Source organism: Paenibacillus sp. P22 (assembly GCF_000469945.2).
Classification (GTDB): domain Bacteria; phylum Bacillota; class Bacilli; order Paenibacillales; family Paenibacillaceae; genus Paenibacillus_O; species Paenibacillus_O humicus.
Map to the genome: position 1 here is coordinate 70001 of NZ_CBRA020000002.1, position 15639 is coordinate 85639.

A 15639-nucleotide genomic window follows, 5' to 3' on the forward strand; every position below is an offset into this window, starting at 1 on the left:
GCGATCCTCATATAGAGCTGCATATCCAGCGCATTATGATGAGTAATGAACGGACGAGCGGCCGCTCCGCCGGCAATCGTATGGAGAGTCGGGGTTTCAACCTCGAGATAACCGAGAGAATCCAGGTAACGGCGCATGGACTGGATGATGCGGGAACGCAGGATGAACGTCTGCTGCACGTCCGGGTTGGTGATCAGATCGACGTAACGCTGGCGGTAGCGCTGTTCCACGTCCTTGAGTCCATGGAATTTGTCCGGCAAAGGAAGCAGCGACTTGCTGAGGACCGTTACTTCCTTCGCTTTGACGGAGATCTCTCCCGTCTTCGTTTTGAATACCGTGCCGTCGACGCCAACGATATCGCCGATATCGAGCAGGTCAAAAGCCTTGTACTGGCTTTCTTCGACCGAATCCTGACGGACATAGATCTGAATGCGGCCGGTCAGGTCCTGAATCGTGGCGAACGCGGCCTTGCCCATGCCGCGCTTGGTCATGATGCGGCCGGCGATACGAGCGGCAGCGCCCTTCTCCTCCAGCTCTTCCTTGGTCAGATCTCCGAATTCGGAAGCAATGCCGCCGGCTGTCGCCGTGCGCTCGAACTTGCTGCCGAATGGGTCCACGCCCAGATCGCGAAGCTCATCGAGCTTTGCCCGCCGAAGCTGCAGGAGCTCGCTTAGGTCCTGCTGTTCCTGTTGATCCACTGTGCCGTTCTCTTGACTCACTTGATCTTCATCTCCTTGCTTGTCTATCCCTTAAAAAAGCTCCCTATAGGTAGGAAGCTCTTGAATGGAAGTATAGCTGTTGGGTCTGGTCTGGGTGCCTGAATTACTTCTTGATGTCCAAGATCCGGTATTGAATGACGCCGGCCGGAACGTTGACCTCCACGGTCGTGCCCTTCTTCTTGCCGAGAATCGCCCGGCCGAGCGGGCTTTCATTGGAGATCTTGTTCTGCAGCGGATCGGATTCCGCCGTGCCGACAATGGCGTATTCAATCGTATCGCCGAACTCAAGGTCCTCGATCGTCACGATGGAGCCGATGCTTACCGTATCTACGGCGATATCGTCATTATTGATGATGCGCGCGTTGCGCAGCATTTTCTCAAGCGTAAGGATGCGGCCTTCGATAAAAGCTTGCTCGTTTTTGGCATCTTCATACTCGGAGTTTTCGCTGATGTCGCCATAACCGATAGCGACTTTGATCCGCTCGGCCACTTCGCGACGTTTCACGGATTTGAGATTCTCCAGTTCCTCTTCCAGCCTCTTGAGTCCGTCCTGAGTCAGAATCACTTCTTTGTCGCTCATTGCCGATTCTCCTGTCGTGGCGTATTTGCTTACCTCGCGTTGAAAGCGAAAGGAATTACAGCAGGATTCCCAGTGCCTGAAACCGTGTCCATAATCCACCAAGAACAGACGGCACAGGATTATATTGCAAGATTATATGCAATTGCACCCGGCGTGTCAATGAGAGGCCCCCGGCAAAGACGGCCGCCCGCGGGCACGCTTCCCGCAAGGGAAAGCGTCTTGCCGCGGGCGGCAGTGCTATGGCTTCAGTTGACCGCCGCTTCCGGTACGGCCGGCATCTGGGCATCCTGGCCGAGAGACCGGATATACTCGTTCAAGATGTTGACCATGACATCGCGGCTCGTCTCTTCCATGATGTTGTCCTTGATGCGGGCGGCGCCCTTGAGGCCTTTGAGATACCAGGCCAGATGCTTGCGCATCTCCTTCACGGCTACGGCCTCGCCTTTGAGCGCGATCAGCCGGTCCATGTGAAGGATGGCGATCTCCATCTTCTCCACGGCGTTCGGCTCCGGCAGCAGCTCGTCATGCGTGAGGTAATGGATCGTGCGGTAGAGCATCCAAGGGTTGCCGAGCGCCGCGCGTCCGATCATGACGCCGTCGCAGCCGGTTTCGGCGATCATGCGCTTGGCGTCCTCCGGGGTGTTGACGTCGCCGTTGCCGATGACCGGAATGCTCACCGCTTCCTTGGCCTGCCTAATGTAGCTCCAGTCGGCATGGCCCGTATACAGCTGCTCCCGGGTGCGTCCATGCACGCTGACGGCTTTGCCTCCGGCGCGTTCGACGGCGCGGGCGTTTTCGACCACGAAGATATGGTCGCTGTCCCAGCCGATCCTCATCTTGACCGTTACCGGCTTGTCGACGGCGTCGACGACCGAGCTGACCATCTCGTAGATCTTGTCGGGATTGAGCAGCCAGCGGGCGCCGGCATCGCATTTGGTCACCTTCGGCACCGGACAGCCCATGTTGATGTCGATGATGTCCGCATTCGTCTCCTTGTCGACGACTTTCGCAGCCTGGACAAGGGATCTGCGGTCTCCGCCGAAAATCTGCAGGCTGAGCGGCTTTTCGCGCTCATCCACGAACAGCATTTCGCGCGTGCGCTTGTTGCCGTGGACAATCGCCTTGTCGCTCACCATCTCCGCGCAAACGAGCCCGGTGCCGAACTCTTTGGCGATGAGCCGGAATGCAGGGTTGCAGACGCCCGCCATAGGAGCGAGAACGACATTATTCTTCATTTCGATATTTCCGATTTTAAGCATAACCGTTCCTTCCTTCTATCGCAGACCGCCGCTCGTCACGGCCGTCAATTCTTCATAGTCGATGCCGAGAGTGTCGGCGATCCGCCCGAGAAGCTTGGCTTCGGGCTTGCGCGTGCCGCGCTCGAGCGAACCGAGCACCGCAACGGATACTTCCAGCTTGTCGGCCAGCTGCTGCTGGGTGAAGCCCTTCAGCTTCCGAAAGGCGCGGATCCGCTGCGCCAGTTGATCGTATTCCATTGAGCAATGCCTTCCTTTCCATCCCGTAATGCCGCGACCGCCATCGACTCCGCCTTGGCCAGCAGAGGGTGGCCCGGTTCCAGCACCTCGGCCAGGGGAACCATCACGAACGCCCGCTCCTCCATTCTAGGATGAGGGAGCTGCAGCTCTTCCTTATCCATGGACACATCTTCATATAAAAGCAGATCCAAATCAATCGTTCTCGGGCCGTTGCGGATATCGCGGACCCGGCCAAGCCGGCGCTCGATGTCGAGCATCAGGCGCAGCAGCTCCAGCGGATCGAGGCGCGTCCGCAGAGAAGCCGCCATATTGAGGAAAGCGGGCTGGTCGGCGTAACCGACCGGATCGGTCTCATACGCGGAGGATACCTCCTCCACGGACACGCCCTCGCTTCCGTCAAGCAGCTTCAACGCCTGCGCGAGCAGGTCCGCGCGTTTCCCTATGTTGGAGCCGAGGGCGATATAGGCCCTGCTCCTAGTCCCGGCAGTCCCGCTATGCGGGTACGATTTCTCCATGCTCATCCCGCTTTCGCACCAGTTCGACGACAACGCCGTCGAAGTGGATCTCGAACGGAGGATTCGGTTTCGTCACGCGAACGGTCAATTCAGTAATGCCAGTATACGTCTCGAGCAGTGCAGTTGCAATACGGCCCGCCAGCGCCTCGATCAGCTTCACGGGCGGCCCTTCCACGATTTTCTTGGTCGCCGCATGCAGGTCGGCATAGTTGATGGAATGCTCCAGCTCGTCGGTGCGGGCGGCCTGCTCAAGATCCAGCTTGAGAACGAGGTCGACATGGAAGTTCTGCCCAAGCCGGTTCTCCTCCGGAAATACGCCATGATAACCGAAAAACCGCATGCCATTAAGTGTCATCTTGTCCATTGTCGGCCGGTCCATTCCTTTCTGTTCCAAAGTATCAGCGCGGGCCGTAGACGATCGCGTCTGTCATTGCGCATGTTTTGCGAATCGCATCGATATCGTGCACGCGAACGATCTGGCAGCCTTGGGCGATTCCAAGCGCCACCGTCGCTGCCGTTCCCTCGATCAGCTCTCCGACCGGCAGCCCGAGCGTGTCCCGGATGAACCGCTTGCGCGAAGTGCCGAGCAGCACCGGGTAGCCCAGCTCCGCCAGCTGTGACAAGCTCCCCATCAGCGCCACGTTGTCTTCATGGGTTTTGGCAAAGCCGATGCCGGGATCGAGCCAGATGTTCTCCTCGGCTACGCCCGCCGCCCTGGCGATCTCGACGCTTCCCTGAAGGTCGGAAACGACATCCGGTACGAGATCCTCGTAGTCCCTTTCCTGCCGGTTGTGGCTGATGATGACCGGGCAGCCGAACTCCGCGGCGGTATCGGCCATTCGGGAATCGAGCCGCAAACCCCATATATCGTTGATGATATGCGCGCCGGCTTGAAGCGCCGCCCTCGCCGTTTCGAACTTGTACGTATCGATGGAAAGAGGCATCTCCGGCAGCTCGAGGCGCAGCCTCTCGATCAAGGGAACGACGCGCCGCAGCTCCTCCTCATGCGGAACAGGGGTGAAGCCGGGTCGGGTCGATTCTCCTCCGACATCAATGATGTCCGCGCCCTCACGCGCCATCTTCAGGGCGTGGCGCACCGCCTCATCCACCCGGGCATGGCGTCCGCCGTCGGAGAACGAATCCGGGGTCGCATTCAGGATGCCCATGATCAAGGTCCGCTCTCCAAGCTCCAGCCTGACGCCTCCCCCCAGCTCATACCGGCGCTTCGGCACGGCATGGCGCCGTTGACGGATATACATCGAATCCCCTCCTATAAAAAAACTTAATGAACCGGATAGCCTGCGGAATCTGCGGTCAGGCTTCAGCCGGAGCCTCGCAATACGCAAGCGGCTGCCGGATGTCCGATCAGGATCTGTCTATCCGCCAGCCGCTCCGCGCATCGGCCCGGTACAGGCCGAGGAGCTTGCTGCATATCGGACCCGCCGCCGCTCCTGCACGTGGATGGGCGAGCTTCCCCGAGCCGTCAGCCAGCGCGGTGGCGGGAACCAGCTCCTGCACCGACCCGGTCGTCCAAACCTCGTCCGCCTCCAATAGATCCTCCCACCGGTACAGTCCTTCCTCGACCGGCATTCCCGCTTCCCGCGCCAGCTCCATGACGCGGCCGCGCGTAATTCCGGGGAGAATCCCCGTCTCCAGGGACGGCGTGCGGACGATGCCGCCCGAGACGAAAAACAGATTGCTGACGATTCCCTCCGCCAGCCATCCTTCCGCTGTCAGCATCAGCCCTTCGGACCCGGCCGAAGCTCCGGAGGCCATCAGCTCCTGCTTGGCCGCGATGCTGTTCATGTAATGAAGCGACTTCATCCGGATGCCGAGCTCGGGCGTATTCCGCGGCGTCCCCAGCAGGCGCAGCTCGCGTCCGCGGACATGCAGCTCCGGAGTTGCCGGCGGAAGATTCTTGACCATGACGATCTCCGAAGGCGAGGCGTAAGGCCCGGCCGGCAAGCCGAGCCCTTCGTCGCCGGCGGACACCGTCATGCGGACATAGGCATCGCCGTCGATTGCTGCGGCAGCCATCACATCGCGGACCAGCCTGCGGATTCGATCCGGTTCAGCCCGATAGGAGATTTGCAGCCGCGCGCAGCCGTCCTCCAGCCGCCGCAGGTGCCTCTCCAGCAAATAAGGCTCGCCTCCGTAGGTGCGGAACGTCTCGAACAATCCCATTCCATATAAAAATCCGTGGTCGAAAACCGAGATGCGGACATCTTCGGAATCGGCCACGGATCCGTTATAACCAATCTTCATCGAACGGCCGTCTCCGACAGGAAGTTGCGCAGCAGCGCCAATCCGTTCTCCGTAATGATGGATTCCGGATGGAACTGCACGCCTTCAACGGCATATTTCTTGTGCCGCAAGCCCATGATCTCGCCCTCGGCCGTCTCGGCCGTGATCTCCAGCTCGTCCGGCAGCGTCTCGCGCCGCACGATGAGGGAGTGGTAGCGTGTCGCGGTGAACGGCGACGGCAGGCCGCGGAATACGCCCCTTCCCTCGTGAAGGATAGGAGACGTCTTGCCGTGCATGAGCCGCTCCGCCCGCACCACCTCGCCTCCGAAGGCTTGTCCGATCGCCTGGTGCCCCAGGCAGACGCCGAAGATCGGAATCTCGCCCTTGAAGCGCTCGATCAGAGCGAGGCTGATGCCGGCTTCGTTTGGAGAGCAAGGTCCCGGAGAGATCAGGATGTGGTCCGGAGCAAGCCCGGCGACCTCCTCCAGCGTAATCTCGTCATTGCGCTTCACGACGATCTCTTCGTTCAGCTCGCCCAGGTACTGCACGAGGTTGTACGTGAAGGAATCGTAATTGTCGAGTACGAGAATCATTTCGAAAGCCCCCTGTCAGTTGGTGTCGGATGCCGGCGCGGCATCCGCGGCGCGGTGAAGCTCCGCGTATTGGAAAGCGCGCCACAGCGCTCTTGCCTTGCTGATGGATTCCTTGTATTCCCGCTCGGGGTCGGAGTCGATCACGATGCCCGCCCCGGCCTGGATATGCACCTGGCCGTCCAGGACGGCCATCGTGCGGATAATAATATTAAATTCCATATCCCCGCTGTAGTCAATCCAGCCCATCGAGCCCGTATACGGACCGCGGCGTACCGGTTCCAGCTCCTCGATGATTTCCATCGTGCGGATTTTTGGGGCGCCGGTAATCGTCCCTCCGGGAAACACTCCGGCGATGACGTCGAATGCATCGAGTCCTTCGGCCAGACGGCCTTCCACCTGGGAAGCCAGATGCATGACATGGGAGTACCGCTCCACCGCCATCAGCTCCTCCACGCGCACGCTGCCGTAGCTCGACACACGTCCGAGATCGTTGCGTTCCAGGTCTACGAGCATGATATGCTCGGCGGTCTCCTTCTCGCTCGTCCTGAGCTCCCGCTCCATCGCGGCATCCTCCTCCGGAGTTCGCCCGCGCCGCCTAGTCCCCGCGATCGGACGCGTGGCCAGCCGCCCGTCCTTCATCTCGACGAGCAGCTCCGGCGAGGCGGACACCAGCTGGAAGCCCGGCGTGCGGAGCAAGCCCATATACGGAGAAGGATTGATGAGGCGAAGCCATTCGTACAGCTCTTCCGGCGATGTCTCCGTCCGGCATTGCTGCCTGAGCGAGAGATTGACTTGAAAGACGTCGCCCGCCGCGATGTAATCCTGGATCCGGCTTACCGCATTCATATAGCGGTCCTTGAGGAACGGGCTGGCGGCCCCCTCCGGCACATCCGCGAATGGAGGGGCGGAGCCGTCCCGCTCCCGCTCCAGGAGCTGGCGCCGAGAATCCGCAAGCTCCGCTGCCGCACCGGATGAGGCGCTCCAGTCCGCCCATTCCCGAAGCATTTCTTCCGTACGGACGACAGCCGCATCGTATGCGGCTCTCCTGGCGCCTGCACCGGCCTGGCCGGTCAGAGGGACATGAACCGAAGCGAACAGCAGCCGCTTCTTGCGGTCGACGATCCACAGCTCGTCCAGCCGCATGAACAGATAGTCCGGCAAGCCGAGATCGTCTTCGGCCAGCTCCGGGAGGCGCTCGATGGAGCGGATGATGTCATAGCTCCAGAATCCGCCGATGCCTCCGGTCCATGCCGGACCTTCTCCCGCAGGAAGCCTCGGACCGTCCGATCCTCGCATCCAGCGCCTGACCGCCTCCAGCGGAGCGGCCTCGAAGCGCTCGACCAGCTCGTAATCTGCCCGGCCGCCCTTTCCGAGCCGAAGCCGGAGCTGTTCGGCATAGCCGCCCTTGCCCTGCAGCAGCTCGGCGGGCCGCCGTCCCATATAGGTGTACCTTCCGCTTTTGCCGCTCTCCAGGACGATCGAGCAAGGCCCCGCCTCCAGCCACATCCGTTCCCAGGATTCCGGCAGCAGGCTCTCCTCCGGCAGAGGCAGTCTGGCCAGCACCGGCAAGGTCGTGTACTCCTTCTCCCCGCCCAGCCAAGATTCCCACTGCTCCCAAGACGTGACTCCGAATTCTGTCATGGCCCCGCTTCCCCCGTTCATGCATCGTCCTCTTCTCTATCGACTGATCGTATCCTTTTGATTGTTCAAAATCAAGCTGAAAAAGGCGCCATATCCCTGATTGTAATCCGCCTGCCTCCGAAAGCGCCTGCCATGAAAATAAGGAACCCCTCCTACGCGGGATGCGTTTCCGGCCATGAAAAAACCGCCCCGCGCCATCGATAGAGATGGCGTCGGAACGGTTTGCCCTGCGTGAAGACTCTGCCTCCGATCGTCGGAGAGCCTTCGTGTTATCCGGAACCTAGTTCTCGAAGTTGAACAGCGGCGTGCTCAGGTAGCGCTCTCCGTTGCTCGGAACGACCGCGATGACGCGCTTGCCCGGGCCCAGCTTCTTGGCCACCTGCAGCGCGGCAGAGATGGCTGCGCCGGAGCTGATGCCGACGAGCAGGCCTTCTTCCTTGGCGGCGCGGCGCGCAAACTCGAATGCTTCCTCGTTCTCGACCGTAATGACTTCATCGTAGATCTCGCGATCCAGGATGTCCGGAATGAAGTTGGCGCCGATGCCCTGGATCTTGTGCCCGCCCGGCTTGCCGCCGGACAGCAGCGGGGATGCCGCAGGCTCGACCGCGACGATGTGGATGTTCGGGAAGCTCTTGCGCAGCACCTCGCCCGTGCCGCTGATCGTGCCGCCGGTGCCGATGCCCGCCACGAACGCGTCCAGCTTGCCGTCGTAGCCGTTGATCGCCTCGACGATCTCCGGTCCCGTCGTCTCGCGGTGGACCTTGACGTTGGCCGGGTTCTTGAACTGCTGCGGGATGAAGTAGTTCTCGTTCTCCTCCGCCAGCTGCTCCGCCTTCTTGACGGCGCCGTTCATTCCTTCGGCTCCTGGCGTCAGCACCAGCTCCGCGCCGTAAGCGCGAAGCAGGTTGCGGCGCTCAAGGCTCATCGTCTCCGGCATGACGAGCACGGAACGGTAGCCCTTGGCTGCAGCAACCATGGCCAGGCCGATTCCCGTGTTGCCGCTCGTCGGTTCGACGATCGTCGTCACGCCCGGCTGGATCAGACCTTGCTCTTCCGCAACGTTGATCATGCTGATGGCGATGCGGTCCTTGACGCTGGAGCCCGGGTTCTGATATTCCAGCTTCACGTACACTTCGGCGCTTCCCTCCGGCACCAAGCGGTTCAAGCGGACAAGCGGCGTATCTCCGATCAGTTCGGTTACATTCTGCACAATTCTGGCCATAGTCAACTGCCTCCTCATCTATATTCCGACTAAAATAGTAGGTTATTAGCTGTTTCTATCTTAACAAGGCCTTTCGGCCCTTGTCAATAGAATCGCGGAGGACAGCATGAACGTATCGTCATTTCGCTATCCTTTGGTCGGTTCCGATGTCGGATCGGGCAGCACCGATGCCTGATAGTGCTTGAGAAGCTTCTCTTCCCCATCCTTCAGGGATCCCGCTTCGTCCAGGGCGATCATGCGCTTGACCCGCTCGCGCATGGCGGCCTTGCCGGGGTCCGGAGGCGTGATCCGCTCCAGCAGCTCAATGACCGCATAACCTCCGGCCACCTCCACGGGACCTGCGATGTCGCCGGGCTGCAGGCCGGCGGCCGCCTTGGCCGCCCCCGGGTCGAGGAATGGATCCCGCTCGTCGATCAGCCCGAGATCTCCGCCGTTCGAAGCCGTTCCTTCATCCAGGGATTCCCGCTGCGCCAGCTCCTCGAAGCCGGCCCCCTGCTCCAGCTCATCCAGCACCGCAGAGGCCTTGTCCGAATCCGGAAGGACGATCCAGCGAAGATGCAGGCGCGAGGAAGCGGAGAGCTCCGCCTGATGCTCCTTCATATAAGCGTCTACTTCCTTGTCCGAAACCTCGATGCCGCGCGTCATCCACTTCTCCAGAAGCAGGCGGTACATGGCGTCGCTCCATACGTCATCCCGGCTCATGCCGAGCTGCTCCTTCATTTCCCGGTAGAAGGCGTCCTCATCCTCGTATCCTTCCATCTGGGAAGCCAGCTCCGACTGAATCTCTTCGGCCGTCACTTCCAGGCTCCCCTTGGCGCTCTCCTGGTCCAGCGCGCTGCGCAGCATCAGCATCCTCAGCACACTGTCCCCGTACTGCTTCTTGAGCTGCTCCACCCAATCCGAATTCCGGATCGCCTGATCCCCGACGACAGCCGCTTCGCCGTCCGAGCCTCCGGCTCCCGCTCCGGACGCGTCGACCGATCCGGGAGCCGACTCGGGAAGCTGCTGGATGACAACAAAAACGGCGAGCACGATCATGCAGACCGCCTGCAAGCCGATGATTCCCTTGAGCATTTTGTCCTTGCCCATATCGCCCGTCTTCCCTTACCCGTTCTTGCCGGCGGTGGCTTCTTGAAGCAGCCTTTCCAGATGAGGCTTGTCGAACGTGTAGGCCTCGTTGCAGAAGTGGCAGACGACCTCAGCCGATCCTTCCTCTTCGATCAAGTTTCTCAGCTCGGTCTCGCCCATGCTGATCAGCGTCTGCTCCACCTTTTCGGCAGAGCATTGGCAGACGAACTTCACGTCCATCGTCTCATGCACAGTCAGCTCGTCGCCGACGACCCACCGCAGAATTTCTTCCGGGGTCTCACCTTGATCCAAAAGGGCCGTGACATGCGGCAGCCCGCCCAGAGCCGTCTCGAGCCGCCCGATCTCCTCATCGGTCAAGCCAGGCAGCAGCTGGAGAATGAAGCCTCCTGCATGCAGCACCTTTCCGTCCACGTCCACCAGCACGCCTACTCCAACCGCCGAAGGCGTCTGCTCGGAGGAAGCGAAGTAATAGGTGAAATCCTCGCCCAGCTCGCCGGATACGATCGGAACGCTGCCGCGGTAAGGCTCCTTGAGGCCCAGATCCTTGGTGACATGGACGAAGCCCGTCGTACCGACGACGCCGGCCACATCGAGCTTGCCGAGCGAATTGCTCGGCACATGCGCCTCCGGGTTGTCGACATAACCGCGCACCTCTCCCTTGGCGTTGGCATCAACGACGATCTGGCCGATCGGACCGTCGCCCTTGACCTGAAGCGTCAGCTTCTCCTCGCCCTTGAGCATCATCCCCATCATCGACCCGATCGTCGCTGTGCGTCCCAGCGCTGCGGAAGCGGTCGGGTAGGTTCCGTGACGCCGCTGCAGCTCGCCGACCAGCTCGGTCGTGCGCGCCGCGAATACGCGGACTTTGCCGCCCCATGCCGTTCCCCGGACGAGATAGTCGCCCTCGCGGGTTCCTTCCTTGTAATCGCTCATCAATGAATCCCTCCTTGTCCTCTGTTGGTTTCTTCATTGCCGTTGACTCAATGCTTCAGTCGGCGCCGCTCAATCCTATCTCAATTTGCTCTTTCTCCGGCTTCATTAACCATGCTGGTCCTGGTTGCGCTCGTAAATGATGCGCAGCCCTTCGAGCGTGAGCAGCTGGTCCACCTTCTCGATCGTCTCCGATTCCGCCGCGATCATGTCGGCCAGGCCGCCCGTCGCGATGACGCGCGGATCGGTTCCGAACTCCTGGCGGATCCGGCGGACGATGCCGTCCACCTGTCCGGCATAGCCGAAAATGATGCCGGCCTGCATCGAAGTCACGGGATTGCGGCCGATGACGCTGCGCGGCCGGACAAGCTCGATTCGCGGCAGCTTGGCCGCTTTCTGGTAAAGCGCTTCCGTCGAGATGCCGATGCCCGGCACGATGGCGCCGCCCAGATAAGCGCCGCTCGGATCGATATAATCGAAGGTCGTCGCCGTACCGAAATCGACGACGATGAGCGGCGAGCCGTATTTCTCGATGCCGGCGACAGAATTCACGATGCGGTCCGCTCCGACCTCGCGCGGATTCTCGTACCGGATGTTGAGGCCCGTCTTGATGCCGGGACCGATGACGAGAGGGGAGTGCCGAAGGTAGTTGACCGACAGCTGCTCCAGCGTCCTCATGAGCGGCGGCACGACCGAAGAGACGACGACTCCGTCGATGGAATCGATGGAAATGCCGGCGAATTGGAAGAAGTTGTACACCATCATGCCGTACTCGTCGCTCGTCGCCGAGCGGTTGGTGCTCATGCGCCAGTGATGGAGCAGCTCCTGTCCGCGGTAGATGCCGAGCACGATATTCGTATTGCCTACGTCGATGACGACAATCACGGATTACGACCTCCCCTTCTTGCCGCCCAGGTCGAGGCTGATATCGAGAGCTTCGAACGAATACGTGAGGGCGCCGACGGAAATGATGTCCACGCCGGTCTCGGCGATGGCCCGGATCGTTTCCAGCCGCACCCCGCCCGACGCTTCCGTAAGGACATGGGGAGAACGGCTCTTGATCAGACGAACGGCCTCCGCCATAAGCTCCGGCTTCATATTGTCGAGCATGATGATGTCCGCGCCGCAATCAAGAGCTTCGCCGACCTGCTCCATCGATTCCGTCTCGACCTCGATCTTCATCGTGTGCGGGATGACGGAACGGGACGCGATCACGGCCGCGGTGATGCCGCCGGCTCCCTTGATATGGTTGTCCTTGATCATGACGGCGTCGTACAAGCCGAAGCGGTGATTGGCGCCGCCGCCGACGCGGACGGCGTACTTCTCCAGCATCCGGTGGCCCGGAGTCGTCTTGCGGGTGTCGACCAGACGAGTCGGGAGCCCGTCCAGAATGTCGACGAAGCGGCTTGTCTTGGTGGCGATGCCCGACAAGCGCTGCATCAGGTTGAGCGCGAGCCGCTCGCCCGTCAAAATGCTGTGCGTGCTGCCTTCCACCTCGGCGATGACGGTTCCCGCCGTTACCCGGTCGCCGTCCTTTGCATGAGCCGTGAAGGCAAGGGATGGATCGACGACCGAAAAGACGGTCTGCGCGACGGGCAGGCCGGCGATAATCCCGTCTTCCTTGACGTGGATGACGGCTTTCATGTTGCTGCCAGCCGGAATGGTCGTGCGGGTCGTCACATCCCCGGTGCCGATATCCTCGGCCAGCCAGCTCTGAATGCTGTCGCGAAGACTTTTGTCATAACCGCCGAGGCCAAGGCCGGCCTCAAATTGCTGATCCATCATATACCGATTCCTCCGTAATGCCCTGCACTCGGTGCAGAACCGTATGTTTGCGCCAATTGCGGTCATCCCGCTGAGGATGATCCACCCGGTAATGCGCGCCTCGGCTTTCCTCGCGGGCAGCCGCCGACTCAGCGGTCAGCATGGAGATGGTCAGCAGATTGGCGAACTCGAAATCTTCCCATTTGGCCATGACCGACGAAAGGAACGGCAATTGCCTCTTCAGCTCGACAAGCCCTTTGGCCAGGCTGTCCGCGCTGCGGCGCAAGCCGACATAGCGAACCATGACCTTCTGCAGCTTGAGCCGCTTCTCCACGACCGCCTGTCTGGAGATGGCGCTATGCTCTTCCTTTTCTTCCCGTACATGAACCGCGCCCTCAAGCAGCGGCAGCTCCTCGATGCGGTGGATGATGCGGCGCCCGAACACGATCGCCTCCGACAGCGAGTTGCTCGCCAGCCGGTTGGCGCCATGCACCCCGGTCGAAGACACTTCGCCGCAGGCGAACAGGCGGGAGAGATTCGTCTCTCCGTTCAGATCCGTCTTGACGCCGCCCATCGTATAATGGGCCGCCGGAGCGACCGGAATCCAGTCCGTCGTCAAATCGAGGCCGTACTGCAGGCAGGTTTCGTAGATCGTCGGGAACCGGTGGCGGATCATCTCCTCCGACTCATGCGTCACGTCCAGATAGACGAATGTCGACCGCGTCTGCTCCAGCTCGCTGACGATGGCATTGGCGACGACGTCGCGCGGCGCCAGCTCCAGCTGAGGATGGTATCGCTCCATGAAGCGGTCGCCGCGGATGTTGCGCAGAACGGCCCCTTCTCCCCGGACAGCCTCCGAAATGAGGAAGCGGGGCGCGCCCGGATAGCAAAGCGTTGTCGGATGGAACTGAATGAATTCCATGTCTCTTATGTAGGCCCCGGCACGGTAAGCCATCGCGACGCCGTCTCCGGTCGCTACTTCCGGATTGGTCGTATACCGGAACATCTGCCCAGTGCCGCCGGTGCACAGAATGGTCGCCTTGCCGCGCACGAATACCCGGCTGCCGTCCGGCTTCTGCACAAGGGCGCCGCAGCATTCATTGTCCCGCGTGATGAGATCGATGGCGAAGTGGTCGTCCCATACCTCGATCCTCTCGGCGGCCATCGCCTTCTCCGACAAGGCGCGGACGATCTCGAAGCCGGTCGCGTCGCCGTTGGCGTGCAGGATGCGGCGCTGGCTGTGCGCGCCTTCCTTCGTCAAGGCGAATTCCCCGTTCTCGAGGTCGAACTGCGTGCCCATGCCGATCAGGCTGCGCACGCCCTTGGGCCCTTCATGCACCAGCACCTCGACAGCGTCGCGGTCGCACAGGCCGGCGCCGGCCACGAGCGTGTCCTCCAGATGGAAGTCGGGAGAATCCTCGTCGGAAATGACGGCGGCAATGCCTCCCTGCGCATAACGCGTGTTGCTGTCCATGAGCGATTTCTTGGTGATCATCAGGACCGAGTTCCGCTCGCTGGCCCGTATAGCGGTAAAAAGACCGGCAATGCCGGCCCCGATGACGATGACATCCTTCTCCACGACAGGCAGCTCGTCGAGATTCAGATCGACTAAATATCTAGGTATCATAGGTGCAAGCTCCTCCGGACATGGGAGTAGCGCATGCTACTTCACCAGCAGCATGCGCTCCAGGGACAGGCGCGCCTTGTCGGCAACGGCATCCGGCACATAGATTTGCGGAGACATGTTTTCCAGGCAGCGGACCAGCTTCTTGAGGTTGTTGACCTTCATGTTGGGGCATACCAGGTATTTGGTCGCGAAATGGAACGTCTTGTCCGGGCTGTCCAGACGAAGCTGGTAGCCGGTGCCGTCCTCGGTTCCGACGATGAATTCCTTATTGGGCGATTCCTTGCAATATTTGATGATGGCCGTCGTGCTTCCGACAAAATCGCCGAGCTCGACGACTTCCGGACGGCATTCGGGATGGACGACAAATTCCGCGTTCGGATATTTGGCTTTCATTTCCTCGACGTCCTTGACGGTCAGCATGTCATGGGTATTGCAGTAGCCTTCCCAGATGATCATCTTCTTGTCGGTCTTCTGCTGGACATAATGGCCCAGGTTCTTGTCCGGCACCCAGATGATCTCGTCGCTGTCGACCGAGTTGACGACCTTCACGGCGTTGGCCGACGTGCAGCAAATATCCGTCTCCGCCTTGATCTCGGCCGAAGAGTTGATATACGTGACGACCTTCGCATTGGGATGCTGCGCCTTCAGCTTGCGCAGGCCCTCGACATTGACCATGTCCGCCATCGGGCAGCCGGCCCGCTCGTCGGGAATGATGACGGTCTTGTTCGGAGCCAGAATCTTGGCGCTCTCGCCCATGAAGTGGACGCCGCAGAATACGATCGTATCGGCGTCGGTTTCAGCCGCCTTTTGCGCCAGCAGGAACGAATCCCCCCGGAAATCGGCGACCTCCTGAATTTCATCCCTCTGATAATAGTGGGCGAGAATGATGGCGTTGCGTTCTTTCTTCAGCTGCAGCAGCCTCTCGCGCAGTTCCCGGTTCTGTTCCGCCTTGCGCTCCAGAGCCAAAGCTTCCACGTCGATCCATCTCCTTCGAAGTCCGTCGCTTCCATGCGTCAGCACAGGCGCGGACCCGTTATAGTATGCTCAACCATCCGGACATTCCATGCCGGATGCCCCTTTTAACTCGTGAAATGATTCACAATGTTGTTAAGATCGTCCAAGCAGTGAGGCTGGTTTGTTGGCAAATCCGCAAACCTTAAGGCTGGGCTGTGATGGGGAGGGAAACTTTAGCCTTGGAGGAGTCCTATTATTTGTATTA

At 60.6% G+C, this 15639-nt stretch carries 17 protein-coding genes (1 of these 17 running past the window's edge); all 17 read right to left on the reverse strand.

Annotated elements, in window-relative coordinates; genetic code table 11:
- A protein-coding gene (gene lysS / locus BN871_RS00525) for a lysine--tRNA ligase (protein WP_048743660.1) crosses the window boundary here: on the reverse strand, positions 1-719 show its start. The gene continues 796 nt to the left of window position 1, outside the view; only the first 719 of its 1515 coding nucleotides appear in the window; it begins with the start codon at positions 717-719; the stop codon falls past the left edge of the window.
- Positions 720-822: 103 nt separating this feature from the next.
- On the reverse strand, positions 823-1299 hold the full coding sequence (gene greA / locus BN871_RS00530; protein WP_048743662.1) for a transcription elongation factor GreA: 477 nt from the start codon (positions 1297-1299) through the stop codon (positions 823-825).
- 245 nt (positions 1300-1544) lie between these two features.
- A complete protein-coding gene (gene dusB / locus BN871_RS00535) occupies positions 1545-2558 on the reverse strand; it encodes a tRNA dihydrouridine synthase DusB (RefSeq protein WP_021878957.1) in 1014 nt (337 codons plus the stop codon).
- 15 nt (positions 2559-2573) lie between these two features.
- Complete coding sequence (locus tag BN871_RS00540) at positions 2574-2795, reverse strand: helix-turn-helix domain-containing protein (protein ID WP_048743666.1); 222 nt, start codon at positions 2793-2795, stop codon at positions 2574-2576.
- A complete protein-coding gene (folK, locus tag BN871_RS00545; RefSeq protein WP_048743668.1) occupies positions 2747-3310 on the reverse strand; it encodes a 2-amino-4-hydroxy-6-hydroxymethyldihydropteridine diphosphokinase in 564 nt (187 codons plus the stop codon). Before folK ends, BN871_RS00540 begins: the two co-directional genes overlap by 49 nt.
- Positions 3288-3674, reverse strand: a complete 387-nt coding sequence (gene folB / locus BN871_RS00550) for a dihydroneopterin aldolase (protein WP_048743696.1) — start codon at positions 3672-3674, stop codon at positions 3288-3290. Before folB ends, folK begins: the two co-directional genes overlap by 23 nt.
- A gap of 34 nt (positions 3675-3708) precedes the next feature.
- Positions 3709-4569 carry a dihydropteroate synthase gene (gene folP / locus BN871_RS00555; RefSeq protein ID WP_048743671.1) on the reverse strand — a complete coding sequence of 287 codons (861 nt, stop codon included), beginning with the start codon at positions 4567-4569 and terminating at the stop codon, positions 3709-3711.
- A gap of 106 nt (positions 4570-4675) precedes the next feature.
- Positions 4676-5575, reverse strand: coding sequence for an aminotransferase class IV (locus BN871_RS00560; RefSeq protein WP_048743673.1), 900 nt, complete (start codon positions 5573-5575; stop codon positions 4676-4678).
- Complete coding sequence (gene pabA / locus BN871_RS00565) at positions 5572-6147, reverse strand: aminodeoxychorismate/anthranilate synthase component II (RefSeq protein ID WP_048743675.1); 576 nt, start codon at positions 6145-6147, stop codon at positions 5572-5574. The genes BN871_RS00560 and pabA overlap by 4 nt, the downstream gene beginning before the upstream one ends.
- Positions 6148-6162: 15 nt before the next feature.
- On the reverse strand, positions 6163-7788 hold the full coding sequence (locus BN871_RS00570) for an anthranilate synthase component I family protein (protein ID WP_048743697.1): 1626 nt from the start codon (positions 7786-7788) through the stop codon (positions 6163-6165).
- Between the two features lie 280 nt (positions 7789-8068).
- Positions 8069-9010, reverse strand: a complete 942-nt coding sequence (gene cysK / locus BN871_RS00575; protein ID WP_048743677.1) for a cysteine synthase A — start codon at positions 9008-9010, stop codon at positions 8069-8071.
- A 126-nt stretch (positions 9011-9136) separates the two neighbouring features.
- The gene (locus BN871_RS00580) at positions 9137-10099 is read right to left on the reverse strand and encodes a peptidylprolyl isomerase (RefSeq protein WP_021878950.1); all 963 of its coding nucleotides are present in this window, start codon (positions 10097-10099) and stop codon (positions 9137-9139) included.
- A gap of 15 nt (positions 10100-10114) precedes the next feature.
- Positions 10115-11032, reverse strand: coding sequence for an Hsp33 family molecular chaperone HslO (hslO, locus tag BN871_RS00585; RefSeq protein ID WP_048743680.1), 918 nt, complete (start codon positions 11030-11032; stop codon positions 10115-10117).
- Positions 11033-11137: 105 nt separating this feature from the next.
- Positions 11138-11914, reverse strand: coding sequence for a type III pantothenate kinase (locus tag BN871_RS00590; protein ID WP_021878948.1), 777 nt, complete (start codon positions 11912-11914; stop codon positions 11138-11140).
- Between the two features lie 3 nt (positions 11915-11917).
- The gene (gene nadC, locus BN871_RS00595; protein ID WP_374725865.1) at positions 11918-12814 is read right to left on the reverse strand and encodes a carboxylating nicotinate-nucleotide diphosphorylase; all 897 of its coding nucleotides are present in this window, start codon (positions 12812-12814) and stop codon (positions 11918-11920) included.
- The gene (gene nadB / locus BN871_RS00600) at positions 12795-14420 is read right to left on the reverse strand and encodes an L-aspartate oxidase (protein ID WP_048743681.1); all 1626 of its coding nucleotides are present in this window, start codon (positions 14418-14420) and stop codon (positions 12795-12797) included. The genes nadC and nadB overlap by 20 nt, the downstream gene beginning before the upstream one ends.
- A gap of 36 nt (positions 14421-14456) precedes the next feature.
- Positions 14457-15395 carry a quinolinate synthase NadA gene (nadA, locus tag BN871_RS00605; protein WP_048743683.1) on the reverse strand — a complete coding sequence of 313 codons (939 nt, stop codon included), beginning with the start codon at positions 15393-15395 and terminating at the stop codon, positions 14457-14459.
- Between the last annotated feature and the right edge of the window lie 244 nt (positions 15396-15639).

Bases quoted from the DNA above. Each gene is read 5' to 3' on its own strand.
- BN871_RS00540 (WP_048743666.1), bottom strand. From the start codon at position 2,795: ATGGAATACGATCAACTGGCGCAGCGGATCCGCGCCTTTCGGAAGCTG.
- BN871_RS00560 (WP_048743673.1), bottom strand. From the start codon at position 5,575: ATGAAGATTGGTTATAACGGATCCGTGGCCGATTCCGAAGATGTCCGC.
- nadB (WP_048743681.1), bottom strand. From the start codon at position 14,420: ATGATACCTAGATATTTAGTCGATCTGAATCTCGACGAGCTGCCTGTC.
- nadC (WP_374725865.1), bottom strand. From the start codon at position 12,814: ATGATGGATCAGCAATTTGAGGCCGGCCTTGGCCTCGGCGGTTATGAC.
- hslO (WP_048743680.1), bottom strand. From the start codon at position 11,032: ATGAGCGATTACAAGGAAGGAACCCGCGAGGGCGACTATCTCGTCCGG.
- folK (WP_048743668.1), bottom strand. From the start codon at position 3,310: ATGGAGAAATCGTACCCGCATAGCGGGACTGCCGGGACTAGGAGCAGG.
- pabA (WP_048743675.1), bottom strand. From the start codon at position 6,147: ATGATTCTCGTACTCGACAATTACGATTCCTTCACGTACAACCTCGTG.
- BN871_RS00580 (WP_021878950.1), bottom strand. From the start codon at position 10,099: ATGGGCAAGGACAAAATGCTCAAGGGAATCATCGGCTTGCAGGCGGTC.
- folP (WP_048743671.1), bottom strand. From the start codon at position 4,569: ATGTATATCCGTCAACGGCGCCATGCCGTGCCGAAGCGCCGGTATGAG.
- greA (WP_048743662.1), bottom strand. From the start codon at position 1,299: ATGAGCGACAAAGAAGTGATTCTGACTCAGGACGGACTCAAGAGGCTG.
- cysK (WP_048743677.1), bottom strand. From the start codon at position 9,010: ATGGCCAGAATTGTGCAGAATGTAACCGAACTGATCGGAGATACGCCG.
- folB (WP_048743696.1), bottom strand. From the start codon at position 3,674: ATGGACAAGATGACACTTAATGGCATGCGGTTTTTCGGTTATCATGGC.
- dusB (WP_021878957.1), bottom strand. From the start codon at position 2,558: ATGCTTAAAATCGGAAATATCGAAATGAAGAATAATGTCGTTCTCGCT.
- BN871_RS00570 (WP_048743697.1), bottom strand. From the start codon at position 7,788: ATGACAGAATTCGGAGTCACGTCTTGGGAGCAGTGGGAATCTTGGCTG.